This is a genomic window from Pseudacidovorax sp. NFM-22, from assembly GCF_021401245.1.
In the GTDB taxonomy this organism is placed as follows: domain Bacteria; phylum Pseudomonadota; class Gammaproteobacteria; order Burkholderiales; family Burkholderiaceae_C; genus Xenophilus.
Genome location: NZ_JACBFY010000001.1, coordinates 228,080 through 251,865, shown reverse-complemented (window position 1 = coordinate 251,865; position 23,786 = coordinate 228,080). Strand labels below are relative to the sequence as shown.

Below are 23,786 nucleotides of genomic sequence, written 5' to 3'. Positions count from 1 at the left end.
CATCTGGAGACAAACCATGACTGCCACCCCCACGCCCGCATCGCGGGTGCCCACCGTCAAGCTGCTGATCGGCGGCGAGTTCGTCGAATCCCGCAGCACCGAATGGCGCGACGTGGTCAACCCCGCCACGCAGGAGGTGCTGGCCCGCGTGCCCTTCGCCACGCCCGACGAGGTGGACGCCGCCGTCGCCGCAGCGCAGAAGGCCTTCAAGACCTGGCGCAAGACGGCCATCGGCCAGCGGGCGCGCATCTTCCTGAAGTTGCAGCAGCTGATCCGCGAGCACATGGGCGAGCTGGCCGCAATCCTCACGGCCGAGCAGGGCAAGACGCTGCCGGACGCCGAAGGCGACGTCTTCCGCGGCCTGGAGGTGGTGGAGCATGCGGCCGGCATCGGCAATCTGCAGTTGGGCGAGCTGGCCAACAACGTGGCTGGCGGCGTCGATACCTACACGCTGCTGCAGCCGCTGGGCGTGTGCGCGGGCATCACGCCCTTCAACTTCCCGGCCATGATCCCGCTCTGGATGTTCCCGATGGCCATCGCCACGGGCAACACCTTCGTGCTCAAGCCCAGCGAGCAGGACCCGATGGTGACGATGCGCCTGGTCGAACTGGCGCTGGAGGCCGGCGTGCCGCCCGGCGTGCTGAACGTGGTGCATGGCGGCGAGCAGGTGGTCAACGCCATCTGCGACCACCGCGACATCAAGGCGATCAGCTTCGTGGGCTCGACCAAGGTCGGCACGCATGTCTACAACCGCGCGACGCTGGCCGGCAAGCGGGTGCAATGCATGATGGGCGCGAAGAACCACGCCATCGTGATGCCCGACGCCAACAAGGAGCAGACGCTCAATGCGCTGGCCGGCGCGGCCTTTGGTGCCGCGGGCCAGCGCTGCATGGCGGTGTCGGTGGCGGTGCTGGTGGGCGAGGCGCAAAGCTGGATTCCCGAACTGGTGGAGAAGGCCAAGACGCTGAAGGTGAGCGCCGGCACGGAGAAGGGCACGGACGTGGGGCCGCTGGTGTCCTGCGCGGCGCGCGACCGGGTGGTGGGGCTGATCGAGCGCGGCGTGGCCGATGGCGCCACGCTGGAGCTGGATGGCCGCAACCCGCAGGTGACCGGCTACGAGAAGGGCAATTTCGTCGGGCCGACGATCTTCTCGGGCGTGAAGCCGGGCATGTCGATCTACGACCAGGAGGTGTTCGGGCCGGTGCTATGTCTGGCGGAGGCATCGTCGCTGGACGAGGCCATCGAGTTCATAAATGCCAACCCGAACGGCAACGGCACGGCGATCTTCACGCAGTCGGGCGCGGCGGCGCGCAAGTTCCAGGAGGACATCGACGTGGGGCAGGTGGGCATCAACGTGCCGATCCCGGTGCCGGTGCCGCTGTTCTCGTTCACGGGCTCGCGGGCCTCGAAGCTGGGGGACCTGGGGCCTTACGGCAAGCAGGTGGTGTTGTTCTACACGCAGACCAAGACGGTGACGGCGCGGTGGTTCGACGACTCGACGGTGTCGCAGGGGGTCAATACGACGATTTCTCTGAAGTGATGGTTCGTCGTCGGGTTGTTCCGGGCGCGGCGTTCGTGGTGGGCGGGGCCTTCGTGTTGTGCTCACCGTTCGTGATGGGCGCGCCGGCCCGGGCGGCGGTGGGTAGCGCGGCGCGCTTCAGTGAGGCGGTCGGCGCTGCGCGCCGACTCCCCTGCGATGCTCGCGCACCCGGCCCGCGGCAGAACTCGCTGCGCTGCCTGCGGCAGCTCCGCTCAAACAACCGCCGCGAGTCAGATCACGAAGCAGGCCTGTCCTTCGGCAGGCCTGCGGCCGGGCGCACTGCGCTTCTCGGCGCCTCACAGGCGCACGCCGCGCTACCCACCGCCGCCCGGGCCGGAGTTGAGGTTGGGGGCGAGTCCTCGCGCGGACAGGTGCGTGTCGAAGCGACCGCTCTTCGCATTGCAGACTTCGCAGCCATCAAGGTCGATAAAGACTGCATGCGTCATCCTTCGTGCGGCACGTCGCAGGTGCTCTGCACTCCCAAGATGTGCAGCGGCATCACGCCTGCGTCGATCGCGGCGGCGGGATGCCGGCTCAGCAACGCCTCCCGCCGAGCCGAAGGTGAAGGTGGGCAAGGCCGCTCATGCCGGCAAGATCAGGCGCGACGTTTCTGCGCGCGGGAACCGGCCCGCCGCGGGCGATTTGTGAGGCGGCGAGAAGCGCAGCGAACCCGGCCGCAGGCCTGCCGAAGGACAGGCCTGCTTCGTGATCTGACTCGCGGCATTTGTTTGAGCGGAGCTGCCGTAGGCAGCGCAGCGAGTTATGCCGCGGGCCGGGTTCGGGAGCATCGCAGCGGAGTCGGCACGCAGTGCCGACCGCCTCACTCTGAGCCCGCGGCGGGCCGGTTCTCGCGCGCCGCCCCCACCGCCCACAGACGGCCATCAACAAAGCGCAGCACTTGAGTCCGTCCCCTCAGCAGACAACATCGAGACAACGCGGCACGAACAAGCCGTCCAAGCGCCAAGAGACACAAGAAGCACCATGGACTTTGAACTGACCGAAGAACAACGCGCCTTTGCCGACACCGCCCGCGACTTCGCCGCCAGCGAATTCGCGCCGCATGCCGCGCAGTGGGACCGCGAGGCGATCTTCCCGCGCGAGGCCATTGCCAAGGCCGGCGAACTGGGCTTCTGCGGCCTCTATGCGCCCGAGCGCATCGGCGGCCTGGGCATGCCGCGGCTCGACGCGGCGCTGGTGTTCGAGGAGATGGCGGCCGTCGACCCCTCGACCACCGCCTTCATCACCATCCACAACATGGCGACCTGGATGCTCGGCACCTGGGGCACCGACGCCGTCTGCGCGCAGTGGGGCGAAGACCTGACCGCCGGCCGCAAGCTGGCCTCGTACTGCCTGACCGAGCCGGGCGCAGGGTCGGACGCCGGTTCGCTCAAGACCCGCGCCGAGCGCGACGGCGACCACTACGTCATCCACGGCGGCAAGGCCTTCATCTCGGGCGCGGGCTCCACCGACGTGCTGGTGCTCATGGCCCGCACCGGCGGCGCCGGGCCGTCGGGCATCTCTGCCTTCGCCGTGCCGGCCGACGCGCCGGGCATCCGCTACGGCAAGAAGGAGCACAAGATGGGCTGGAACAGCCAGCCCACCCGCACCATCGACTTCGACGGCGTGCGCATCCCGGCGGACCACCTGCTGGGCCAGGAAGGCGAGGGCTTCCGCATCGCCATGAAGGGGCTGGACGGTGGCCGCATCAACATCGCCACCTGCTCCGTCGGCGCCGCGCAGGGCGCACTGAACGCCGCGCGGCGTTACCTGCACGAGCGCCAGCAGTTCGGCAAGCCGCTGGCCAGCTTCCAGGCCCTGCAGTTCAAGCTGGCCGACATGGCGACCGAGCTGGTCGCCGCGCGGCAGATGGTGCGCCTGGCCGCCAGCAAGCTCGACGCCGGCCATGCCGATGCCAGCACCTATTGCGCGATGGCCAAGCGCTTCGCCACCGACGCGGGCTTCACCGTCTGCAACGAGGCGCTGCAACTGCACGGTGGTTACGGCTACCTGGGCGACTTTCCGCTGGAGCGCCTGCTGCGCGATGCGCGCGTCCACCAGATCCTGGAAGGCACCAACGAGATCATGCGGCTCATCGTCGCGCGCAAGCTGCTCGAGGGCGATGCGGAGCTGCGCTGACGCTGTGCGCCCACGCCTCGCCGAGCTGCCAACCCATCCCGATGCAGTCCCGTCCTTGATATCGCTGCGCGCCCTGCGTCGCTAAGCTCCCCGCCCATGACCGAACCTGTCGTCCTCTTCGATTCCCTGCCCACCGCCAATGGCAAACGCTTCGGCGTCGCCACGCTCAATGCGCCGGCGTCCCTCAACTCGCTGTCCGTCGACATGGTGCGGCTGCTCACGCCCCAACTGCGCGAGTGGGCGGCCGACGACCAGGTCGTCGGCGTGCTGCTGCAGGCCGCGGGCGAAAAAGCCTTCTGCGCCGGCGGCGACCTGCGCCAGCTCTACCAGACGCTGCTGGACTGCGGCGAGCGCCGCAACGAGTACGCCGAGCGCTTCTTCGCCGAGGAATACGAGCTCGACCACCTGATCCACACCTTCCCCAAGCCCTTCCTGTGCTGGGGCCACGGCATCGTGATGGGCGGCGGCGTCGGCCTGATGGTGGGCGCCTCGCACCGCGTGGTGACCGAAGGCAGCCGCATCGCCATGCCCGAGATCAACATCGGCCTGTACCCCGACGTGGGCGGCAGCTGGTTCCTGCGCCGCGCGCCGGGGCGCACGGGCCTCTTCCTGGCCCTGACGGCCGCGCAGATCAACGCCGCCGATGCCGTCTTTGCCGGCCTGGCCGACGTGCTGGTGCTGCAGGCCCGCAAGGCCCAGGTGCTGGAGGCCATCGGCGCCACGGCCTGGCAAGGCCAAGGCGAGGCCGACCGCGCGCTGCTCTCGCGCATCCTCGCCACGGCGGCCGAGGACGCGCCGCGCCTGCCCTCCAAGCTGCGCGAGCACTACGACACCATCGAGTCGCTGATGGCCGGCGACGACCTGCTGGACATTGCCAGGCGCCTGCGTGACCTGAAGGCCGATGACGCCTGGCTGCAGAGCGCCGCCACCGCCTTCACCAAGGGCGCGCCCAGTTCCATCGCGCTGTCGTGGGAGCTGTGGCGCCGTGTGCCGCGCATGTCGCTGGCGGAGGTGTTCCGGCTGGAGTACTGGGCATCGCTCGGCTTCTGCGCGCACAAGGACTTCGCCGAAGGCATCCGCGCCGTGCTGGTCGACAAGGACCGCAACCCCAAGTGGCAGCCGGCGACGCTGGAAGAGATCACGCCCGGGTTCGTGCAGGACCACCTGCGCGAGCGCGGCGACATGGCGCCGGAGCTGGTGCCGCTGCGCTGAGCGGCGGCGGGCAGCTCATCCGCAGCCGCCGCGCTCGCTCACAGAGCGCCAGCACCGACCACCGCACCCGCAGGCCAGCCCTCTCGTCCGCTGACATCACCCAAGACATCCAAGGAGACACACATGAAGATCGCATTCATCGGCCTCGGCAACATGGGCGGCCCGATGGCCCTGAACCTGCACAAGGCCGGCCATGCCGTCAGCGCCTTCGACCTTTCGGCCGCCGCGTGCGATGCGCTGCGGGGCCAGGGCGTGGCCATCGCCGCATCGGCCTCCGCCGCGGTGAGCGGGGCCGAGGTGGTGGTCAGCATGCTGCCGGCCAGCGCCCATGTGGAATCGCTCTACCTGGGCGAAGCCGGCCTGCTGGCGCAGATCGCGCCCGGCACGCTGGTGATCGATTCGAGCACCATCGCCGCCGCCACCTCGCGCAAGGTGGCCGAGGCCGGCGCCGCACGCGGCATCGCCGTCATCGACGCGCCGGTGTCGGGCGGCACGGGCGGCGCCATCGCCGGCACGCTGACCTTCATGGTGGGCGGCAACGAGGCCGACCTGGCCCGGGCGCGGCCGGTGCTGGAGAAGATGGGCGCCAATATCTTCCACGCGGGTGGCCCCGGTGCGGGCCAGACGGCCAAGATCTGCAACAACATGCTCCTGGGGATCCTGATGATCGGCACGTCGGAGGCCATCGCCCTGGGCGTGGCCAACGGGCTGGATCCGAAGGTGCTCTCCGAGATCATGCGCCGCAGCTCCGGCGGCAACTGGGCGCTGGAGAAGTACAACCCGCTGCCCGGCGTGATGGAGACCGCCCCCGCCTCCAAGGGCTACGCCGGCGGCTTCGGCACCGACCTGATGCTCAAGGACCTGGGCCTCGCGCAGGAGAACGCCATGGCCGTCAAGGCCAGCACCCCGCTGGGTGGCCTGGCGCGCAGCCTCTATGCGGCGCACAGTCTCGCCGGGCATGGGGCGCTGGACTTCTCCAGCGTGATCCGGATGGTGCAGAAGGCGGGGTGAGGGATGTTGAGGGACGACAGCACTGACCACCCGCCGCCCGCATCGAACGGCGGCGACCGCAGCCTGCTGGCCGCCATGCAGCGGCTGCCGGACACGGCCGGCTCGGCCTTGGAATTGCCGCTGCGCAGCACAGCGGCCGCACGCCCTCTGCCCGCGTTGGACGACGCGGCGTCCAGTTGACCGGTCAGGCCGTCGTCTCGATCCCCGCCCAGCCGGCATCCGGATAACGCGCGCCAGCGGTGGTACCACGCGGAAAGAGCGTGTCCAGGGCCTCGGCTTGAGCCGCGCTCAGCACTACGGTGGCCGCGCCGACGTTCTGCGCCAGATGGGTCTGCCTGCGCGCACCCGGAATCGGCAGGACGTTGGGGCCGCGGTGCAGCGTCCAGGCCAGCGCGAGCTGAGTGGCGGGCAGACCCCATTGCGCCGCCAGCGCCTTCAATGCCTCCACCTGCCGCCGATTGGCCTCGGCCGCCTCGCCGTTGAAGCGAGGCAGGGCCCGGCGGAAGTCGCCTTCCTCCAGCTCCGAGGCTGCCGGCAGGGCGCCCGTCAGCATGCCGCGGCCCAAGGGGCTGTAGGCGACGAGGGCGACGCCCAGCTGCTGGGTGAGCGGCAGCAGCTCGGTCTCCAGCCCGCGCTCCCAGAGGGAGAACTCGCTCTGCAGCGCAGCCACCGGATGGACCGCATGGGCGCGGCGCAGGCTCTCCGGGTTGATCTCCGAGAAGCCGATGGCCCGCACCTTGCCCTCGGCCACCAGCTGCGCCATGGCGCCAGCCACGTCCTCGATGGGCACCGCGGGGTCGCGTCGGTGGCAGTAGTAGAGGTCGATGCAGTCGGTGCCCAGCCGCCGCAGCGAGGCCTCGCAGGCCGCTCGGACGTAGGCCGGCGTGTTGTCGATGCGCCGCTCGTAACGGCCCGGCTCGCGCACGATGCCGAACTTGGTGGCCACGGTCAGCCGCTGGCGGTCGGCGGCGGCGAGGCCGGCGAGGAAGCGGCCCACCAGCTGCTCGTTGTGGCCGAAGCCGTAGGTGTCGGCGGTGTCGAAATGCTGGACGCAGTGGTCGACGGCGGCGCGCAGCGCGGCGAGCGATTCGGCGTCGTCGCTGGCACCGTAGAACTCGCTCATGCCCATGCAGCCGAGGCCGACGGGGAAGACCGGGCGGCCGGCGAGCGGGCGCGGTGCGGCAGAAACGGGATCGGAAGGGGCGGGGCGGATGCTCATGAAAGCCTCATGGAAGAAAGACGGCGGGAGCCCCTGGCTGGCGCGCCAGGCGCCGGCCCGGATGGAGCTGACGCCAGCGCGGCGAGCACACCAGCCCGCGGGACAGGTCTGCATCGTCGTCCGCGGGCGGCAGCGCAGCAATCCCGTCCGGCCTGCACGGCCCATGCAGCGCCGCTTCACAATCCGCGCCTATGACGCCGTCGCCACCCGACCTTCGCCAACTGCGCGCCTTCGCGGCCGTGGCCGAACTGCAGAGCTACCGCCGTGCCGCCGCGCGCCTGGGCGTCACCCCCTCGGCGGTGAGCCAGTCGGTGCGGGCGCTGGAAGAAGCCCTGGGCCAGCCGCTGGTGCAGCGCACCACGCGCAGCGTCGCGCCCAGCGCCGTCGGCCTGCAGTTGCTGGCACGTCTGCGGCCCCATCTCGACGGGCTGGAGGCCGCCTGGCAGTCCGCGCACGAGGCCGTGGGCGAGCCCGCCGGCCTGCTGCGCCTGAACATGCCCCGCAGCGCCGCACAGCTGATCATGGCGCCGGTCATGTCCGCCTTCCTCGTCGCCCATCCGCGCATCGCGCTGGAGCTGCAGACGCAGGACGGCTTCCTGGACATCGTGGCTGCCGGCTGCGACGCCGGCATCCGCTTCGAAGAGGCGGTGCCGCGCGACATGGTGGCCTTGCCGATGGGCGGTCCGCAGCGCTTCGTGGTGGTCGGCACGCCAGCGCTGGCGGCCGTGGACGGCGCGCCTGAGGACCCCTGGGCGCTGCTGGTCCGGCCCTGCATCCGCCAGCGCTTTCCGCACGGCGAGCTCTACCACTGGGAGTTCGCCCGCGGCACCGAGCGCGTGGCGCTGGACGTGCCGGGCCGGCTGACGGTGGACGACCAGCCGCTGGCGCTGCAGGCCGCGCTCGACGGCGCCGGCTGGGCCTATGTCTACGAGGCCATGGCGGCGCCGCATCTGCGCAGCGGCCGGCTGGTGGCGGTGCTGGACGACTGGTGCCCGCCGGGCACCGGCTTCCAGCTCTACTACCCGGGCCGGCGGCAGACCTCGCCGGCCCTGCGGGCCTTCATCGACTGGTGGCGCGCGGAGGGCGCAGCGCTCATCGCTGGCTGAGACGGTCCAGCAGCGAGTACCAGGCGACGCCGGCGGCGATGTAGAAGCGCTGCAGCCCGTGCAGCGGAAGCGGCACGATGGGACTCACCGGAAAAGGAAAGGGCGCCGCGCGGTCGGCCAGCCGGGCCGCCACATGGCGACCCAGGCTGGTGCCCATGGCCACGCCGCGGCCGTTGTAGCCCAGCGCCATGCACAGGCCCGGCGCCGGCTCGTGCACATGCGGCATGAAGTCGCGCGTGACGGCGATGCGGCCGGCCCAGCGGTAGTCGAAGCCGACGTCCCCGAGCTCGGGGTAGAGCAGCCGCAGCGAACGCTCCAGGTGGGCGAAGTCGGCCGGCCCGGACGGGTCGGCAAAATGCCCGCGCCCGCCCATCAGCAGCCGGCCCTGGGCGTCGCGGCGGAAGTACAGCAGCAGCCGCTGAGAAGTCGAGGCCGTCTCGCCACCGGGCAGGATGCGCGTCGCCATGTCCCCCTCCAGCGGAGGCGTGGCGACGATGAAGCTGTTGGCCGTGAGCAGCGTCTGCTTGAGGCCGGGCCACAGCGCGCCGGTGTAGCCGTTGGTGGCGATGAGCACCTGGTCGGCCTGCACGCTGGGTCCAGCAGAGGTCCGGGCGCACCAGCGCCGACCCTGGCGCTGCAACTGCAGCACCTGCGTATCGCCATGCACGCGGGCACCGGCCGCCTGTGCGGCCCGCACCAGGCCGCGCGCATAGGCCAGCGGCTGCAGCGCACCGGCGCGGCCGTCGAGCCAGCCGCCGGCGAAGGCGTCGGTGCCGAGCCGGCGTGCCGTCTCGGCGCGGTCCAGCATCTGCACCGGCTCGCCGCGCGCCGTCCATTGGCGGGCGCGTGCATGCATGCCGGCCACCGCCTCGTCGGTGTAGCCGGCCTGCAGCCAGCCGCCGCGCACCGGCTGGCAGTCGATGCCGTGGCGGGCGATCAGGTCGAACACCAGGTCGGCCGAGCGGGAGACGGCATGGTTCAGCGCCTCGCCCTGCGCGGGGCCGAGCAGGCGGACGAGTTCGTCCGGGTCGTGCTTGAGGGTGGGATTCACCTGGCCGCCGTTGCGGCCCGACGCGCCCCAGCCGGGCTGCTGCGCTTCCAGCACGCACACGGTGGCGCCGCCTTCGGCCAGGTGCAGGGCGGCCGACAGGCCGGTGTAGCCGCCGCCGATGACGAGCACGTCGCACTTCACGTCCTCGGCGAGCGGCGGCGTCGGCGGGGCGGGTGGGGCGGTGGCGGCCCAGAGCGAATCCGGCATCGGCCGGCCGGTGAAGGGCGCCTCGGTGGGAAGCGGGCTGCGCACCGCCGATGCCGCCTGGGCTTGGGTCGAGGGGGCGGCGCTGTCCGCGGCGCTCGGGAGGGCACTCATCGCCCCACCTCCGCCGGCCGCAGCACGCGGCGCAGGAAGTCCTGCGTGCGCGGCTGGCTGGGCGCGCCCAGCACCTGGTCGGCCGTGCCTTCCTCGACGATCACGCCGCCGTGCAGGAAGCACACGCGGTCCGCCACCTCGCGGGCGAAGCCCATCTCGTGGGTCACCACGATCATGGTCATGCCCTCGTCGGCCAGGGTGCGCATCACGGCGAGCACATCACCGACCAGCTCGGGATCGAGGGCGGAGGTCGGCTCGTCGAAGAGCATGGCCTCGGGCTTCATGGCCAGCGCGCGGGCGATGGCCACGCGCTGCTGCTGGCCGCCCGACAGCTGCGCCGGCCAGGCTTCGGCCTTGTCGGCCAGGCCCACCTTGGCAAGCAGCGCCAGCGCCTCCTCGCGCGCCTGCGCGACGGGCTCGCGCCGCACCTGTACGGGGCCTTCCATCACGTTGGCCAGCACGGTGCGGTGCGGAAACAGGTTGAAGCGCTGGAACACCATGCCCATGCGGCTGCGCAGGGCGTGGATGTCGCGCGAGCGCCGGTCCACCGGCCGGCCGAAGGCGGTGATGCTGCCGCCTTCGTACGACTCCAGCCCATTGATGCAGCGAAGCACCGTGGACTTGCCCGAGCCCGAGGGGCCGATCAGGCAGACCACCTCGCCGGCTTGCACCTCCAGGCTCACGCCGCGCAGCACCTCGTGGTCGCCGTAGCGCTTGTGCAACTGGTCGATGCGGATCATGCGTGCCTCCTTCCGAGGCCAAGTCGGGCCTCCAGGCGGCGCAGGCCCCAGACCAGCGGCAGGCTCATGGCCAGATAGAGCAGGGCGACCAGGGTGTAGACGGTCATGTTCTGGAAGGTGGACGAGGCGATGAGCTGACCGGCCCGCGTCATCTCGGCCACCGTGATGGTGGAGACCAGCGACGAGTCCTTGAGCATCATCACCAGCGTGTTGCCATAGGGCGGCAGCGCGATGCGGAAGGCCTGCGGCAGCACCACGCGGCGCATCACCATGGCGGGGCGCATGCCCATGGCCTCGGCCGCTTCGCGCTGGCCCGGGTCGACGGCCTCGATGCCGGCGCGGAAGTTCTCGGCCTGGTAGGCCGAGTAGGCGATGCCCAGGCCGATCACCCCCGCCTGGAAGGCGCTGAGCTGGATGCCCAGGTCCGGCAGCACGAAGTAGATGTAGAAGAGCTGCACGATGATCGGCAGCCCGCGGATGACGTTGACCACGCTGCTGCCGGTCCACGCGATGCCGCGGTGGGACGAGCGCTTCATGAGCGCCAGGCCCAGCCCCAGCACCGTGGACAGCAGGAAGGAGAGCACCGTGACCTGCACCGTCACCACGGCACCCTGCAGCAGGATCGGCAGGAAGTCCCGCGCGTGCTGGAGAAAGGCGTTCATCGGCGGTCGGTGCGGCTCAGATGCCCCACTTCTGGACGATCTGCGCCAGCGTGCCGTCGGCCTTGATCGTGGCGATGGCCTTGTTCAGCTGGTCCAGCAGGGCCTTGTCGCCCTTGCGCACCACCAGGCACACGTCGCCCACGTTCACCGGCTTGTAGCCGGCGGCCAGCTTGACGCCGGGGAAGGTGTTCTGCCGCACCTGGTAGGCCAGGATGGGCTGGTCGCCGAGGCCCGCCTTGATGCGGCCGAGCGCCAGGTCGCGCGTCAGGTCGGCCAGCGAGTCGTAGCTGCGCACCTCCTTGAAGATGCCCTTCTTGTTGAGCATGTCGAGGAACACGGTGCCGACCTGGGCACCCACCACTTCGCCCTTGAGGTCGTCCAGGGAGGCGTAGGCCTTGGCGTCGTCGGCCTTGACCAGCAGGCCTTCGCCGTAGGAGTAGACGGGCTCGCTGAAATCGACCACCTCGGCGCGCGCCGGCGTCTTGAGCATGGCGGCCGAGATGACGTCGATCTTCTGCGCCGTGAGCGAGGGGATCAGGGCCGAGAACACGGTCTGCTGCACATTGACCTTGAGCCCTGCCGCCTTGCCCACCGCGTTGACGGTGTCGACCATCATCCCCTGGATGCTGTTGGTCTTGACGTCGAGGAAGGTGAAGGGAATGCCGGTCGCCGTGGCACCGACGTTGATGGTGCCCGGCGTCTGGGCGCGGGCGAAGGGGGCGACAGCGGCGGCCGAGGCTGCAGCGACCAGAAGAAAGCGGCGGGTGAGGAAGGTCATGCCTGAAGCTCCTGAGTGAGTCGAAATGGTGCACGGGGTACGGACATGAATCACTGATCGCAAGGCTCATGCCACAAATCGATTGAATCAAAGTTCATGACGATTTAAATATTGCGATATGCACCACTTGCAAATCGATATGCGATATTCTCGGGCGATGAGCAAAAGTCCCAGCGAAGACCGTCCCCTGCTGTTCAACCAGTCGCTGGAGAAGGGACTGGCCGTGCTGAGCGCCTTCAACGCCCAGCGCCGGACCATGAACCTGGCCGAGATCGCCCAGGCCGCGCAGATCAACAAGAGTTCTGCCCAGCGCATGGTGTTCACCTTCGAGCAGTTGGGGTACATCCGCAAGCATCCGGAGACGCGGCGCTACCAGCTGACGCCGCGCACCATGGAGATCGGCTTCGCGTACCTGGCCTCCGACGCGCTGATCGACGCGGCCAATCCTTTTCTGGCCGAGCTCGCCAAGGTGACGGCCGAGACCTGCAACCTCACGGAGCCCGACGGGCTGGAGATGGTCTACGTGGCCCGCTTCGTGAGTGCGCAGTTCGTGCCGGTGCACATGCCCATCGGCAGCCGCATCCCGATGTACTGCACGGCGTCCGGCCGGGCCTGGCTGAGCGCTTTGCCCGAGGCCGAGGCGCGCGAGCGCGTCGCCGCCTCGCAGCGTGTGGCCCACACCCCCCACACCCGCACCGAGCTGGAGGCCATCATGGACGAGCTGCGGCTGGCCCGCGAGCGCGGCTATGCCACCAACCGGGAGGAGCTCTACCTGGGCGACATGACCGTGGCCGCGCCGGTGCTGGGCCGTGGCGGCCGGCCGGTGGCCTCGGTGCATGTGGTGGCGCCGACCAGCCGCTGGACCTTGGAGGAAGCGCAGCAGCGCCTGGCGCCCCCGCTGCTGCAATGTGCGCGCTCGTTGAGCACCTCGGCGCGGCTGGTGGACTGACGCCGCGCGGCTGGGATCCGAACCACGCGGACTGCGGGATCGGAGGGCGAGGTTCCGGGCCTGGCGGTATCCGGCGGGGCTCGACGGAAGGTGCGCAGGCTTCTCAGTCGAAGGAAACGCCGAAGCCCACCCGGGCGATGGCCTTGCTGCCGCCCGTGCCCCAGCCGACGCCGGCGTGCAGCGTCGTACGGCCGTCATCCGAGCGACGCAGGAGGTTCATGCCCACCCCCGCCTGACCGTTGTAGCTCGCCAGGGACCCGGTCAGGTGATAACGACCTTGGTCCATCGGCGTGACGACGGCCATCGCCGCAGCCGCCGCGATGCCGCCCGACAGGGCGGAGCCCTGGCGGCTGAGCTGATCCTGCAGCCGGTCGACCCGGCTCTGCAGGGCGCCGGTGGACGCATTCAAGGCTTCCACGGCGCGGTTGGTGGCGTAGAGCTGGCTGCCGTTGACGGCGTCCGTGCTGGTGGGGCTCAGCTGGCCCGCCGCCACGTTCTGGACCTGGCGCTCGCTGCCGCTGCTCCCGACCGAGACCGCCCCGGCCGGGCTGCCGCCCGCGAAGGCGTAGTCGTTGCCGGCGATCCGCGTGCCAGGCGTGGCCACAGTTGGGCGGGTCTGGCTGCCGGCGCCCAGGGCCACACTGTTGGGGGTATCGGCCGTGGCGGATTCGCCGAGGGCCACCGACCCGGCACCGGAGGCCGACGCGTTATGCCCGACGGCGACGGCGCCCGCGCCGGCTGCGCTGGTGTTCTGGCCGACGGCCAGCGCCTGGCCCCCGGCGGCGCTGGCGTCGGGCCCCACCGCCATGCTGCCCGTGCCGGTGGCGCCCGATGTGGCGGCCGAGGCATTGCCGGCGGTGCCGGCGTTGACGTTGAGGTACGACGTGTCGTTCACGTTCACCCATCGGCCGCTGGTCCACACCATGAGCCCGGGCGCCAGGCCATTGCCCGAGGTGGTGTTGTAGACCACCATGCCATCGACGGGCTGGCTGCCGGCCAGGCCCCAGGTATTGCTGTCGGTCAGGGGAATACGGGTGAACAGAAGACCGCGGCTGTTGCTGTCCATTTCGAGCAATGCGCCGGGATTGGCCGGCGCCACGCCGCTGTCGCTGATCACGATCTGTGCGCCGGCGGCCCCGCAAATCAATGCGCCCCCCACAAGAATGACCAGCGCTTTACGGGCTGCGCCGGCCACCAATAAGACGTCTATTTTCTTTTTGTCAAAAAGCTTAAAAGCACATGGTTTCATGAGTGCACTCCCGGAAAGCCGGGAATGGTAGTGCGCCGGATTGCCCACTCAGAGTGGCCTCTCCATCCCAATGAAGCTTATGTGATCAATTCTTTGAGCTTCACTGTTGCCTTGACAATTGGTTATTGGTCGTTTGGTTTGCCGACGGTTTTGGGACGTCACTCGATCCGTGGATATGCAGAATCGGCGAAGGAATAACAGCCCCTGAATCGGCGACCGGTTCAAAGCTGCAAGACCACCTTCTGCCCGCAGGCCCGCGAACAGCAGCTCATCATCTTGCGATTGGCCTCGCGCTCGGCGCGGGTCAACACGCGGTCGCGGTGGTCGATGTCCCCCTCGATGACCGCCACCTCGCAGGAGCCGCACAGGCCTTCCTCGCAATCGCTCTGCACGTCGATGTTGGCGGCGCGCAGGGCCTGGAGCAGCGTCTGGTCGGGCCGCACGGCGATGGTCAGGCCCGAATCCATCAGTTCGGCCTCGAAGCCATGTTCCTGGCTCGGGTCCAGCGTGCCGAGCGTGGAGGCGAAATGCTCCACGCGCAGGCTGTCCTCGGGCCAGTGCGCGCTGTGCCCGGCCAGCGCGTCGAGCAGGCGCGTGGGGCCACAGGCATAGATCTGCGTGCCGGCCTGCGGCACGCGCAGCAGTTCGGCCAGGTCCAGCCGCCGGCCTTCGTCGCCCGCATGCAGGTGCAGCCGCTCGCCATGCAGGGCCTGCAACTCGTCCACCATCGCCATCGTGGCGCGTTGGCGGCCGCAGTAGTGGAGGTCGTAGGGAATGCCCAGCGCCTGCGCCCGCCGCGCCATGGCGCTGATGGGCGTGATGCCGATGCCGCCAGCGATCAGCACCAGGCGCTTCGCCCCTTCGTCGAGCCGGAAGTGGTTGCGCGGGCCGCGGATGCGCAGGCGTGCGCCTTCATGGGCATGGGCGTGCATCCACGCCGAGCCACCGCGGCTCTGCGGCTCCAGCAGCACCGCGATCTCGAAGGCGCGGGCATCGGCGGGATCGCCGCACAGCGAATACTGGCGCGACAGCCCCGTGTCGCCGCATTCCACGTCGATGTGCGCGCCGGGCGACCAGCGGGGCAGGGCGCCGCCGTCAGCCGCCACCAGGCGCAGGCGGACGATGCCTTCGGCCGCCGGCTCGGCACGCTCGACGACCACGGGCCGCGACAGCGCATGGCCCGTGGGTTCGCCGATGCGCACCGGGGCGCGCTCGCCGTCGCGCACGTCGGCGTTGCGGCGCTCCGGGTTGGCCGTCGGGTTCCATTCCACCCACAGGTGCTCCGGCCCGCGGAAGGAGGTGTTGGGCACGTAGCTGAACTGCTGCTCGGCCAGGCGCATGTGCGGCAGCCGGCGGGTGAATTCCTCCAGGAAGACCTGCATCTCCATGCGCGCCAGGTTCTTGCCCATGCACTGATGCGAGCCGTAGCCGAAGGTCAGGTGGTCGCTGGCGTTGTCGCGGCGGATGTCGAACAGGTCGGCGTCGGCAAAGTGGCGCTCGTCATGGTTGGCCGAGGAGGTGACGATCAGCAGCTTGCTGCCCGCCGGGATGGCGATGCCGCCCACGGTCACGTCCTTGGTCGCCAGCCGGCGCCAGGCGGCGACCGAGCCGTTGTGGCGCAGGCATTCCTCGACGGCATTGGGGATCAGGCCCGGGTCTTCGCAGATCTCGCGCCAGGCGGTGGGGTGCTGCAGCAGCAGCTTCATCGCATTGGCCGTGGCGTTGGCCGTGGTCTCGTGCGCGGCCACGATGCCGGCCATCATCATGGAATGCAGGTAGGAGTCGGTCACGACCTCCGGCAGTTGCTTCTGCATGCGGATGCCGTACTGCATCCAGCCCGGCGCGTCGGGGTTGGCGCGCATCTTGTCGAGCACCTGGCCGGCGTACTGCCAGAAGTTGCCGACGGCATGGGCCACGGCCACCTGCTCCTCCGGCTTCGGCCGGCCCCAGGTGTTGACGGTGTGGGCGATGGAGTACTGGCGCAGCGTGTCCATGTCCTCCTCGGGCACGCCCAGGAAGTGCAGGGCGACGGTGAGCGGTACCTCCCAAAGCATCTGGTCCACCAGGTCGGCGCGGCCGTCGTCGATGAAGCGGTCGACATACTCCCGGGCCAGTTGGCGCACCAGCGGTTCGTGGTGCTTCAGGTGCTCGGGCGTGAAGGGCTCCATGAGCGCGCGGCGGCGCGGCATGTGGGCCGGCTCGTCCTCGTTGACCAGCGTGCGGTTGAGGGCGAAGCCGTAGCTGGCCAGCACCGCGTTCGCCTCGGGCCCGGTGGGCGTGATCTTCTCAAGGGCGATGGAGGGGCTGAAGGTGAGGTTGTCGCGAAAGATCGCCTTGATGTCCTCGTAGCGCGTCACCACCCAGTAGCCCAGCAGCGGACTGTAGAAGACGGGCTCCTGCTCGCGTGCCCAGCGCACGTAGTCGGGCGGGTCCTGCTGGTAGCCATCGCTGAAAGGGTCGAACGCGGCCGCCGCATGACTGACCGGGCAGCCGTTGGGCGCGGCCGATGCTGGCGCAGCGGTGTGAGCAAAAGGACAGCCGCCAGCGGAGGCGGAGGCGGAGGCGGAGGCGGAGGCGGGGGCGTCGGCGACGGGGGCGGTCATGCAGCTACTCCAGAAAGCGAAACGCCCGCGCCACCCCAGTGGGCGGCGCGGGCGCCAACGAAGAATCAGTCCAGCGTGATGTTCAGGTCACGGATCAGCTTGTGCCAGCGCGCGTTCTCGCCCTTGAGCAGTTCGGCGAACTGCGCGGGCGTGTTGCCGACCGGCTCGACGCCGAAATCGATCAGCTTCTTGTGCACCTCGGGTGTGTTGATGGCAGCGACCACCTGCTTGTTGAGCGCATTCACCGTCTCGGCCGGCGTGGCGGCGGGCACCACCAGACCCACCAGCGCGGCGGCCTCGACGTTCTTGAAGCCCAGCTCGGCGAAGGTCGGCACGTCGGGCAGCTGCGGCAGGCGCGTGGCGTTGGCCACGGCCAGCGCGCGCACCTTGCCGCCCTTGATGAAGCCGGCACCGGCCGCCAGGTCCACCATCATGGCCGGCACCTGGCCGCCCGCCACATCGGCCAGCGCCGGGGCGGCGCCGCGGTAGGGCGCATGGGTCATCTTGAGGCCGGCCTCGGTCTTGAGCAGTTCCATCGCGAGGTGGTGCGGGCTCCCCGCGCCGGCCGAGGCGAAGTTGATGCCTTGCGGATTGGCCTTGACCTGGGCGATGAATTCCTTGGCGTCCTTGGCCGTGACGCTGGGGCTGACCACCAGGATCATCGGGAAGCGGCCCATCAGCGTGACGGGCGCCAGGTCCTTGCCGGGGTTGTAGCTCAGGCTCTTGTAGAGCACGGGGTTGAACACCAGCGTGCCGTTGTCGGCCGAGAGCATGGTGTAGCCGTCCGGCTGCGAGCGCACCACGTCGGCGGCGGCGATGGCGGTGTTGCCGCCCGGCTTGTTCTCGACCAGCACCGGCTGGCCGGTCTGGGTCGACAGCTGCTGGCCGATGGTGCGGGCCAGGAAATCCGAGCCGCCGCCCGCCGGATACGGCACCAGCCAGCGCATCTGCTTGGACGGGTAGGCGGCCTGTTGTGCCTGTGCGGAGGCGACGGGCGCCAGCAACGGCAGCGCCATCAGGCAGGAAGCCAGAAGCTTCTTCATGGAAAAGTCTCCAGATCTTGACGCCCGACAAGGCGTCTTCGGGTTTTTGATAGGCGTAATTTTGGTACGCATTGCGTAATCTCGCGGATCGGGTTAACCCCATTCCCTTGCGCACCATGCCCCGCCGACCTCCGCCCTTGCCCGATTCCCTTGTTCCCGAAGCCGATGGCGCCGCCGCCGGCTCGGCCGAGGCCGAAGCCCCCGCGCGTGCCCGGGAGCGCCGTCAGCGCGTGCAGTCCGCCGAAACCGGCATGGCCGTGCTCAAGGGCCTCGCGCGCATGGGCGGGCGGGCCAGCCTGACGGCCCTGGCCGCCCACGTGGGCGAAAGCCCGGCCAAGGTCCACCGCTACCTGGCCAGCCTGGTCGAAGAGGAACTGGTGACGCAGGACAGTGGCTCGCAGCACTACTTCCTGGGTGCGGCGGCCATCCAGATCGGCGTGGCCGCCATGCGCCAGGCCGACCCGCTCCGGCTGGCCGAGCCCGCCCTGGTGCACCTGCGCGAGTCGCTCGAAGTGACCTGCTTCCTGGCGGTGATGGGCAACAAGGGGCCGACCATCGTCCGCTTCGAGGAGCCCGGCCTGCCGATCACCGTGAACGTGCGCGTCGGCTCGGTGCTGCCGCTGTTGTGGTCGGCCACGGGCCGCGCCTTCCTGGGCTGGCTGGGCGACGAGGCGCGCGTGTGTGCGCTGGCCGAGGCGGAACTGGCGCAGGCCGATGGACGGCATCGGGCCTCGCTCGCGGACGAACGGCCCATCGCGCAGCTGTGCGAGTCCGTGCGGGCCGCCGGCTGCGCCTGGGTGCGCGACACCAACCTGCCGGGCATCAGCGCCATCGCGGCGCCCCTGTTCGACCATGCCGGCCGGGTGCGGGCGGTGATCACGGCGCTGGGCGCCACAGGCGGGTTCGATCCCGACCCCGAGGGGCCGGTGGGCCTGGCCTTGCGCGAGGCCGCGTCTGCCGCCAGCCGCCGCCTGGGCCATGGAGCGGCCGCCGTCTGAGCCGCGGCGTTGTCTGGCGCACCGGGACGGCGCGGGCTGGTGAGCGTCCCGCGATGAAGGCTCAGGCCGTGCTGGCCGTGCGGCTGCGCGCGCCGAGGTCGCGGCGAGGGTCGAATCCGGCCGTCGCCCTGGCGAGCTGCTCGTAGGCCGCGCGCGCCGCCGCGCTGTCGGCCGGCGCGACGGCGATCGACAGCACCAGGTACAGGTCGCCACCCAGCCCGCGGCCCTTCAGCCGCAGCTTCATGCCCGCACGCGCCGCAGCCGGCACCTTTACCTGCCCGGTGCCGCCGCCCGGCAGCGGCACCTCCACCTCGGCACCCAGCGCGGCTTCCGCGGGCGTCACGGGCAGATCCATGACCAGGTCGCGCCCCTCGACGCGGTAGAGCGGGTGCGGCGCGATCCGCACCTCCAGGTACAGGTCACCGGCCGGCTCGCCGCCGATGCCCGGCATGCCCTGGCCCGCCAGGCGGATCTGCTGCCCGGGCCGCACCCCGCGCGGCACGCGCACCTGCAGCGTGCGGGTCACCGGCCGGGGCCGTCCGCCGGCGTCGAGCTCCACCGCCTGCAACTGGATCTCGCGCTCGCCACCGGCCAGTGCGAATTCCAGCGGGACCTCGATGGCGGCATGGCGGTCCTCGCCCGTCGCGGCGCGGGCACGTCGCCCGGCACCGCCGCCCACAGGCCCGGCAGCGCCGGCGCCGAACAGGTCGGAAAAGAAGGCGCCCAGGTCAGGCGCCTCGGCACCGGCGCCCGGGCCGCCGCTGCGGAAGAAGCTGAAGCCGTCTTCCCAGCCCGGCGGCGGTGCGAAGCCCTCGCCGTGCCCCATGGTCGCGCCGCGGCGCAGCCGCTCGGCCATCGCGTCGTATTCGGCGCGCCTGGCGGGATCGCCGAGCACCTCGTGGGCCTCGTTGATCTCGCGCATGCGCGTCTGCGCGTCGGCTTCCTTGCTGACGTCGGGGTGGTATTTGCGCGCAAGGCGGCGGTAGGCCTTGCGGATCTGGTCGGCGGTGGCGTCGGGCGCCACGCCCAGCGTGTCGTAGTGGTTCTTCGAAGCGTCCATGGCGTTGCGTGTCCCAGGTTCGTGGATGCGCAAGGCCCGGGCCGTGCCGGGCCTTGCGTCGCCTGACGCCCAAGGCGTGCCGCCAAGACGGCGCGGCGCTGTGGGGGCGCGCCACGTCGCGGGTCCTGCACGCGTTGCGCGCCAGGCGATGCTGACCCCCAGGTGCAGTCCTGGCCCGATATTTGCAAGGGGCCGCGTCGACGACGACGCTCAGTTGAAGACGACCCGGTTGCGCCCCTGCGCCTTGGCGGCGTACAGGCGTTCGTCCGCCGTTCTCAGCACCGCCTCCACGTCGTCGTCCGGGCCCTGCCATTCGGCAACGCCGAGCGACAGGGTGCCAGCCTGCCCGTCGGGCGCCGCCGACTCGGCCGCACGGCGCCGCAGCGACTCGGCGATGGCCACCGCCTCGGTCAGGGCCGTGCCAGGCAGCAGCAGGGCGAACTCCTCGCCCCCGATGCGGCAGGCCAGGTCCTCGGGCCGCAGGCCTTCCGCCATGAGACCCGCCAGCTGGCGCAGATGGGCATCGCCCACGTTGTGGCCGAAGCGGTCGTTGACCTGCTTGAAGAAATCGATGTCGAGCAGCACCACGCAGAACGGGGTCTCGCCCTCGGCCAGCACGGCCAGGCTGAAATCGAACTGCCGGCGGTTGCCCAGTCCGGTCAGCGGATCGGTGGCCGCGTCCTTCTGCAGCCGGCGTAGGTTGCCGTCGAACACGCCCAGGCCGCGCAGCATGGCCTTCTTGAGCTGGGCGGCCTCGAAGTACCACGACGAGATCGAGCGCAGCCGCGCATCGGACTCGCCGGGCCGGTAGCTGGCGGCCGTGGCGGCCAGGGCGTGGAGGGGACTGGCGATCTTCAGGGCAAAGGCCCAGACCAGCAGCAGCGCCACCGCGGCCAGCGGCAGCGTCCACTCCATCACCTGCCGCATCAGCGCCCCGATGGGGGCCAGCGTGGCCGACAGGGGCCGTTGCACCACGACGCCCCAGCCCGTGGCCGGCACGATGGAATAGCCGGCCACCATCTCGATGCCCCGCGAATTCACCAGCACCTCGCTGCCCGAGACGCCCCGGGCGATGCGGTCGGCGGCCGGGTTGGTGCCCATGAGGGTGCCAACGCGCTGCGCCTCGGGGTGGTACAGGATGCGCCGCTCGCGGTCGACCACGTAGAGGTAGGAACCATCGTGGTAGTAGTGCGTGCCCAGCAGCTTGTTCAGCGCGCTCTGCTGCCGCAGGTAGATCGCGCCCAGGATCACGCCCTTGCGCGCGCCGTCCGTGCCCACGATGGGCTGAGAGACCAGCACCAGCATGTTGCCGCTGGGCGCGAGGTAGGGCGCGCTGACCCGCGGCCCGGCCGCCTCCAGGGCCTGCGTGGCCTGCGGCGTGTGCAGCAGCGAGCCGCGCAGGTTGAGCTGCGGGGGCGAATCGGCCAGAACCCGCCCCGCACTGTCGGCGATCACCACCGAATTGAGGCTGTCGGTCTGCAGATGCAGGCGCCGGGCTTCAGCGTCCACGCGCTCGGCGTCATGCAACCCCGGGGCCACCTGGCTGGCGGCGTAGGCCATCTGCTGCAGCACGCCCTTGAAGTAATCGTCGGTGCTGCTGGCGAGCTTGTTCGCATAGGCCAGGTTGGATTCGAGCGACTGCGCGATCAATTGCTGGCGCTGCACCTTGTAGCTGGCGTAGAAGGTGGCCAGCAGCGACACCACCGCGCTGGACGTGGTCAGCGCAATGATCAAGTGCCTCAGGTTGACCACCAGGGGCCAACGACGGCGGACGGATTTCATGAAGGCTGGTATCAACCGCCCGTGGCGTCAGAAAAAGTCAACTCATCGTTAATGTAGGCGCAATGACAGGTGCGCCGCGCACAACAGCGCCGCCGCTGTGTGTCAGGCGACAGCGGCGATGCTGCCGTCGGTGGCCTGCAATGCGCGCACGCCCCAGCGGCCATCGGCGGCGCGGTCGAAACGCAGCGGCTGCGCGTTGCCCAGCACCGCCGCATCCACGGGCACGTCCAGCAGCGCCGCCAACACGTACAGGGTGCCGCCATGGGCCACGATGAGCACGGGCGCCGGCTCCTGCAGGGCAGCGTCCAGGGCGGCACGCTTGCGGTCGACGAACTGGGCCAGCGTCTCGCCGCCCTCGGGGGCGCAGGCCCAGTCGATGTCCACCGACGAGGTGCCCACGAGGCAGCCGAAGTGCCGCTCGCGCAGCACCTCGCGCGCCACCGGGGTGAGCTTGAGCGGCGCGGCCACGGTGTGGGCCGTGTCGAAGGCCCGCCGTGCGTCACTGCAGACGATGCTGCGGATGGGCTCGTTCGCCAGCACGGCGGCGGCCAGCGCCGCCTGCTGCAGGCCCAGATCCGACAGCGGCTCGTCGTAGGACTGGAAGATCCGCAGCGCATTGCGCGGCGTCTGGCCATGGCGAAGGAAATAGAAGTGGTCGACGGCCGGCGCCAGGGGCACGGCGGCGGCCAGCTCGATCAATTGCGCCAGGCCCTTGGCATGCTGGGTGAGTTGGGGTGCGGGATGGGTCATGGGACGGGTCGGGGTGGTGGGGCCGGCGCCGACAGGCGGCGCGGCACCTTCAGAACTTGGGAATGCGCAGCGTCTTGCTGATCATCAATGTGCCCGACAAGGCGTATAGCAATGTGAAGGCATGCAGCGTCCACGGCCCGATCTCCCAGCTGCCGCCCCACAGCGCGCCGCCCAGCCGGTCCTGCGCCGCGGCCCAGGCCAGCAGCCCCACCAGCACCACGCTGGTGGGAATGGGCGTTCCTTCGAAGTAGCGCACCTTGTCGCCGCCTTCGGACAGCGTCTCGGCCGTGACGTTGTAGCGGGCCAGCCGGCTCACGCCGCAGCACACGAAGTACAGCAGCACGACCGCGTCCCAGCCGCCGCGCAGGCCGGCCGCGAAGCCCAGGGCAGCAGGCGCCACGCCGAAGGAGATCACGTCCGCCAGCGAGTCCAGCTCGCGCCCCAGCGCGGAATGCGTCTGCCGCCAGCGCGCGATGCGGCCGTCGAAGATGTCGAGCACGAAGGCGGCCGGTGCCAGCACCGCGGCCGCATAGAAATGCCGCACATCGCCGCTGGCGACATAGGCCATGGCCAGCAGCACCAGGCCCATGCCGCAGGCGGCGTTGCCCAGGGTGAAGAAGTCGGCGAGATGGAAGCCGCGGATCATCGAGAAATGCCGGCGGCGCGCAGAAGCGTCGACGGAAGAGACGTGGGTGGACATGGCGCGTTCACTCCTGGAAAGGGCTGGAAGACCGCATCACCCTAGCCGGCGACAGAGGCGGCCGATGTAGTCTGCCGTCCGGTTCCGGCCGTGGCGAGCCGCGCAAAGCGGCCCAGCAGGCTGGCGGCCTCTGGCGTGGCCCGCACCTGCGCCGCCACCGCCGCGGGGTCGTCGAGATGGGGCGCCTGCGCCTGGACGTAGCCCTGCATCGCCTCGGCATCGAACTCCGGGTGGAACTGCACGCCCCAGGCGCAGCGGCCGATGCGGAAGGCCTGGTGCGGCTCGTGCGCGTTGGACGCCAGCGGCACGGCGCCGGGCGGAAGCCGCAACGCACTCTGACGATGAATGACTTGGACAGGAAACTGCTCGGGCAGGCCGGCGAAGAGAGGGTCTTCCTGCGCGTGGGACGCCAGCCGTAGCGGCACGGTGCCGATCTCCAGCCCGCCCGGGTGGAAGTCCACCTCGCCGCCCATGGCGTGGGCCAGCAGTTGATGGCCGTAGCAGATGCCCAGCACGGGCACCTCGGCCTCCACGCAACGCGCCAGCCAGGCGGCCGTTCGCTCGCTCCAGGGCGCCCGGTGCGAGACCATTTCATGGGAGCCGGTGATGACGACGCCGCGCAGCGTGCCCGGCTCGGGCAGGAGGCCGCCATCGCGCGGATCGCAGACCTGGATCTCGTCGTCATCGACGCCGAGGCCGCGGGCGATCCAGTCGTCGAAATCGCCCTGCCGGGCGCGCAGTGCTTCGAGCGTGCTGCCAGTCTTGACGATCAGCAGCGGCCGGGAATCGGCCGAGAGCGGGGAGGGGGAGGATGTAGGGGATGAGGGGGCGGCACCGGCGGAAGTCATCCGCCGATCATGCCGCAGTGCGGCGCCGCCG

Annotated in this window: 21 protein-coding genes; 8 read left to right on the top strand and 13 right to left on the bottom strand. The window is 70.4% G+C overall.

The window, feature by feature from the left end:
- Window positions 1-16 precede the first annotated feature (16 nt).
- From L0984_RS01165 to L0984_RS01145, 5 genes are all read left to right on the top strand, one after another.
- Entirely contained in the window at window positions 17-1,540 is a 1,524-nt protein-coding gene (locus tag L0984_RS01165) for a CoA-acylating methylmalonate-semialdehyde dehydrogenase (RefSeq protein ID WP_234191952.1), read from the top strand.
- A gap of 981 nt (window positions 1,541-2,521) precedes the next feature.
- The gene (locus L0984_RS01160; RefSeq protein WP_234191951.1) at window positions 2,522-3,676 is read left to right on the top strand and encodes an acyl-CoA dehydrogenase family protein; all 1,155 of its coding nucleotides are present in this window, start codon (window positions 2,522-2,524) and stop codon (window positions 3,674-3,676) included.
- 96 nt (window positions 3,677-3,772) lie between these two features.
- Window positions 3,773-4,888 (top strand): enoyl-CoA hydratase/isomerase family protein, encoded by a 1,116-nt coding sequence (locus L0984_RS01155; protein ID WP_234191950.1) that lies wholly within the window; start codon window positions 3,773-3,775, stop codon window positions 4,886-4,888.
- 123 nt (window positions 4,889-5,011) lie between these two features.
- The gene (gene mmsB, locus L0984_RS01150; protein WP_234191949.1) at window positions 5,012-5,899 is read left to right on the top strand and encodes a 3-hydroxyisobutyrate dehydrogenase; all 888 of its coding nucleotides are present in this window, start codon (window positions 5,012-5,014) and stop codon (window positions 5,897-5,899) included.
- A gap of 3 nt (window positions 5,900-5,902) precedes the next feature.
- Window positions 5,903-6,079 (top strand): hypothetical protein, encoded by a 177-nt coding sequence (locus L0984_RS01145; RefSeq protein ID WP_234191948.1) that lies wholly within the window; start codon window positions 5,903-5,905, stop codon window positions 6,077-6,079.
- A 4-nt stretch (window positions 6,080-6,083) separates the two neighbouring features.
- On the opposite strand, the gene L0984_RS01140 is transcribed toward L0984_RS01145, so the two are convergent.
- Window positions 6,084-7,118 carry an aldo/keto reductase gene (locus tag L0984_RS01140; protein WP_234191947.1) on the bottom strand — a complete coding sequence of 345 codons (1,035 nt, stop codon included), beginning with the start codon at window positions 7,116-7,118 and terminating at the stop codon, window positions 6,084-6,086.
- Window positions 7,119-7,309: 191 nt separating this feature from the next.
- Here L0984_RS01140 and L0984_RS01135 point away from each other — a divergent pair, with 191 nt between their 5' ends.
- Window positions 7,310-8,224: a LysR family transcriptional regulator gene (locus tag L0984_RS01135; protein ID WP_234191946.1), complete on the top strand. Its 915-nt coding sequence runs from the start codon at window positions 7,310-7,312 to the stop codon at window positions 8,222-8,224.
- Here L0984_RS01135 and L0984_RS01130 read toward each other — a convergent pair.
- The 4 genes from L0984_RS01130 to L0984_RS01115 form a co-directional block, all read right to left on the bottom strand.
- Window positions 8,211-9,482 carry an NAD(P)/FAD-dependent oxidoreductase gene (locus L0984_RS01130; RefSeq protein WP_234192751.1) on the bottom strand — a complete coding sequence of 424 codons (1,272 nt, stop codon included), beginning with the start codon at window positions 9,480-9,482 and terminating at the stop codon, window positions 8,211-8,213. The two genes, L0984_RS01135 and L0984_RS01130, sit on opposite strands and share 14 nt — an antisense overlap.
- A gap of 107 nt (window positions 9,483-9,589) precedes the next feature.
- Entirely contained in the window at window positions 9,590-10,333 is a 744-nt protein-coding gene (locus L0984_RS01125) for an amino acid ABC transporter ATP-binding protein (RefSeq protein ID WP_234191945.1), read from the bottom strand.
- A complete protein-coding gene (ehuD, locus tag L0984_RS01120) occupies window positions 10,330-10,995 on the bottom strand; it encodes an ectoine/hydroxyectoine ABC transporter permease subunit EhuD (RefSeq protein WP_234191944.1) in 666 nt (221 codons plus the stop codon). The genes L0984_RS01125 and ehuD overlap by 4 nt, the downstream gene beginning before the upstream one ends.
- A gap of 16 nt (window positions 10,996-11,011) precedes the next feature.
- The gene (locus tag L0984_RS01115; protein ID WP_234191943.1) at window positions 11,012-11,773 is read right to left on the bottom strand and encodes an ABC transporter substrate-binding protein; all 762 of its coding nucleotides are present in this window, start codon (window positions 11,771-11,773) and stop codon (window positions 11,012-11,014) included.
- A 157-nt stretch (window positions 11,774-11,930) separates the two neighbouring features.
- On the opposite strand from L0984_RS01115, the gene L0984_RS01110 reads away from it, so the two are divergent.
- Entirely contained in the window at window positions 11,931-12,722 is a 792-nt protein-coding gene (locus L0984_RS01110; protein WP_234191942.1) for an IclR family transcriptional regulator, read from the top strand.
- 103 nt (window positions 12,723-12,825) lie between these two features.
- Here the strand turns inward: L0984_RS01110 and L0984_RS01105 are convergent, their stop codons facing one another.
- The 3 genes from L0984_RS01105 to L0984_RS01095 all read right to left on the bottom strand — a co-directional run bounded on the left by L0984_RS01105 (window position 12,826) and on the right by L0984_RS01095 (window position 17,590).
- Window positions 12,826-13,839: a hypothetical protein gene (locus L0984_RS01105; protein WP_234191941.1), complete on the bottom strand. Its 1,014-nt coding sequence runs from the start codon at window positions 13,837-13,839 to the stop codon at window positions 12,826-12,828.
- Between the two features lie 353 nt (window positions 13,840-14,192).
- A complete protein-coding gene (locus L0984_RS01100; RefSeq protein WP_234191940.1) occupies window positions 14,193-16,574 on the bottom strand; it encodes a cytochrome P450/oxidoreductase in 2,382 nt (793 codons plus the stop codon).
- Window positions 16,575-16,639: 65 nt separating this feature from the next.
- Entirely contained in the window at window positions 16,640-17,590 is a 951-nt protein-coding gene (locus L0984_RS01095; RefSeq protein ID WP_370645894.1) for a Bug family tripartite tricarboxylate transporter substrate binding protein, read from the bottom strand.
- Between the two features lie 143 nt (window positions 17,591-17,733).
- Between L0984_RS01095 and L0984_RS01090 the strand changes: the two genes are divergently transcribed.
- Window positions 17,734-18,615, top strand: coding sequence for an IclR family transcriptional regulator (locus L0984_RS01090; protein ID WP_370645866.1), 882 nt, complete (start codon window positions 17,734-17,736; stop codon window positions 18,613-18,615).
- Between the two features lie 61 nt (window positions 18,616-18,676).
- Here the strand turns inward: L0984_RS01090 and L0984_RS01085 are convergent, their stop codons facing one another.
- From L0984_RS01085 to L0984_RS01065, 5 genes are all read right to left on the bottom strand, one after another.
- Window positions 18,677-19,675: a DnaJ C-terminal domain-containing protein gene (locus tag L0984_RS01085; RefSeq protein ID WP_234191938.1), complete on the bottom strand. Its 999-nt coding sequence runs from the start codon at window positions 19,673-19,675 to the stop codon at window positions 18,677-18,679.
- A gap of 210 nt (window positions 19,676-19,885) precedes the next feature.
- Entirely contained in the window at window positions 19,886-21,457 is a 1,572-nt protein-coding gene (locus L0984_RS01080) for a GGDEF domain-containing protein (protein WP_234191937.1), read from the bottom strand.
- Window positions 21,458-21,559: 102 nt separating this feature from the next.
- Window positions 21,560-22,207, bottom strand: coding sequence for a histidine phosphatase family protein (locus tag L0984_RS01075; protein ID WP_234191936.1), 648 nt, complete (start codon window positions 22,205-22,207; stop codon window positions 21,560-21,562).
- A 49-nt stretch (window positions 22,208-22,256) separates the two neighbouring features.
- Window positions 22,257-22,907, bottom strand: coding sequence for a CDP-alcohol phosphatidyltransferase family protein (locus L0984_RS01070; protein ID WP_017759447.1), 651 nt, complete (start codon window positions 22,905-22,907; stop codon window positions 22,257-22,259).
- Between the two features lie 41 nt (window positions 22,908-22,948).
- Window positions 22,949-23,755, bottom strand: coding sequence for a glutamine amidotransferase (locus L0984_RS01065; protein ID WP_234191935.1), 807 nt, complete (start codon window positions 23,753-23,755; stop codon window positions 22,949-22,951).
- Between the last annotated feature and the right edge of the window lie 31 nt (window positions 23,756-23,786).

Bases quoted from the DNA above. Each gene is read 5' to 3' on its own strand.
- L0984_RS01085 (WP_234191938.1), bottom strand. From the start codon at position 19,675: ATGGACGCTTCGAAGAACCACTACGACACGCTGGGCGTGGCGCCCGAC.
- L0984_RS01160 (WP_234191951.1), top strand. From the start codon at position 2,522: ATGGACTTTGAACTGACCGAAGAACAACGCGCCTTTGCCGACACCGCC.
- mmsB (WP_234191949.1), top strand. From the start codon at position 5,012: ATGAAGATCGCATTCATCGGCCTCGGCAACATGGGCGGCCCGATGGCC.
- L0984_RS01140 (WP_234191947.1), bottom strand. From the start codon at position 7,118: ATGAGCATCCGCCCCGCCCCTTCCGATCCCGTTTCTGCCGCACCGCGC.
- L0984_RS01125 (WP_234191945.1), bottom strand. From the start codon at position 10,333: ATGATCCGCATCGACCAGTTGCACAAGCGCTACGGCGACCACGAGGTG.
- L0984_RS01080 (WP_234191937.1), bottom strand. From the start codon at position 21,457: ATGAAATCCGTCCGCCGTCGTTGGCCCCTGGTGGTCAACCTGAGGCAC.
- L0984_RS01130 (WP_234192751.1), bottom strand. From the start codon at position 9,482: ATGCCGGATTCGCTCTGGGCCGCCACCGCCCCACCCGCCCCGCCGACG.
- L0984_RS01135 (WP_234191946.1), top strand. From the start codon at position 7,310: ATGACGCCGTCGCCACCCGACCTTCGCCAACTGCGCGCCTTCGCGGCC.
- L0984_RS01165 (WP_234191952.1), top strand. From the start codon at position 17: ATGACTGCCACCCCCACGCCCGCATCGCGGGTGCCCACCGTCAAGCTG.
- L0984_RS01095 (WP_370645894.1), bottom strand. From the start codon at position 17,590: ATGGCGCTGCCGTTGCTGGCGCCCGTCGCCTCCGCACAGGCACAACAG.
- L0984_RS01090 (WP_370645866.1), top strand. From the start codon at position 17,734: ATGCCCCGCCGACCTCCGCCCTTGCCCGATTCCCTTGTTCCCGAAGCC.
- L0984_RS01065 (WP_234191935.1), bottom strand. From the start codon at position 23,755: ATGACTTCCGCCGGTGCCGCCCCCTCATCCCCTACATCCTCCCCCTCC.
- ehuD (WP_234191944.1), bottom strand. From the start codon at position 10,995: ATGAACGCCTTTCTCCAGCACGCGCGGGACTTCCTGCCGATCCTGCTG.
- L0984_RS01070 (WP_017759447.1), bottom strand. From the start codon at position 22,907: ATGTCCACCCACGTCTCTTCCGTCGACGCTTCTGCGCGCCGCCGGCAT.
- L0984_RS01115 (WP_234191943.1), bottom strand. From the start codon at position 11,773: ATGACCTTCCTCACCCGCCGCTTTCTTCTGGTCGCTGCAGCCTCGGCC.
- L0984_RS01110 (WP_234191942.1), top strand. From the start codon at position 11,931: ATGAGCAAAAGTCCCAGCGAAGACCGTCCCCTGCTGTTCAACCAGTCG.
- L0984_RS01100 (WP_234191940.1), bottom strand. From the start codon at position 16,574: ATGACCGCCCCCGTCGCCGACGCCCCCGCCTCCGCCTCCGCCTCCGCC.
- L0984_RS01155 (WP_234191950.1), top strand. From the start codon at position 3,773: ATGACCGAACCTGTCGTCCTCTTCGATTCCCTGCCCACCGCCAATGGC.
- L0984_RS01145 (WP_234191948.1), top strand. From the start codon at position 5,903: ATGTTGAGGGACGACAGCACTGACCACCCGCCGCCCGCATCGAACGGC.
- L0984_RS01075 (WP_234191936.1), bottom strand. From the start codon at position 22,207: ATGACCCATCCCGCACCCCAACTCACCCAGCATGCCAAGGGCCTGGCG.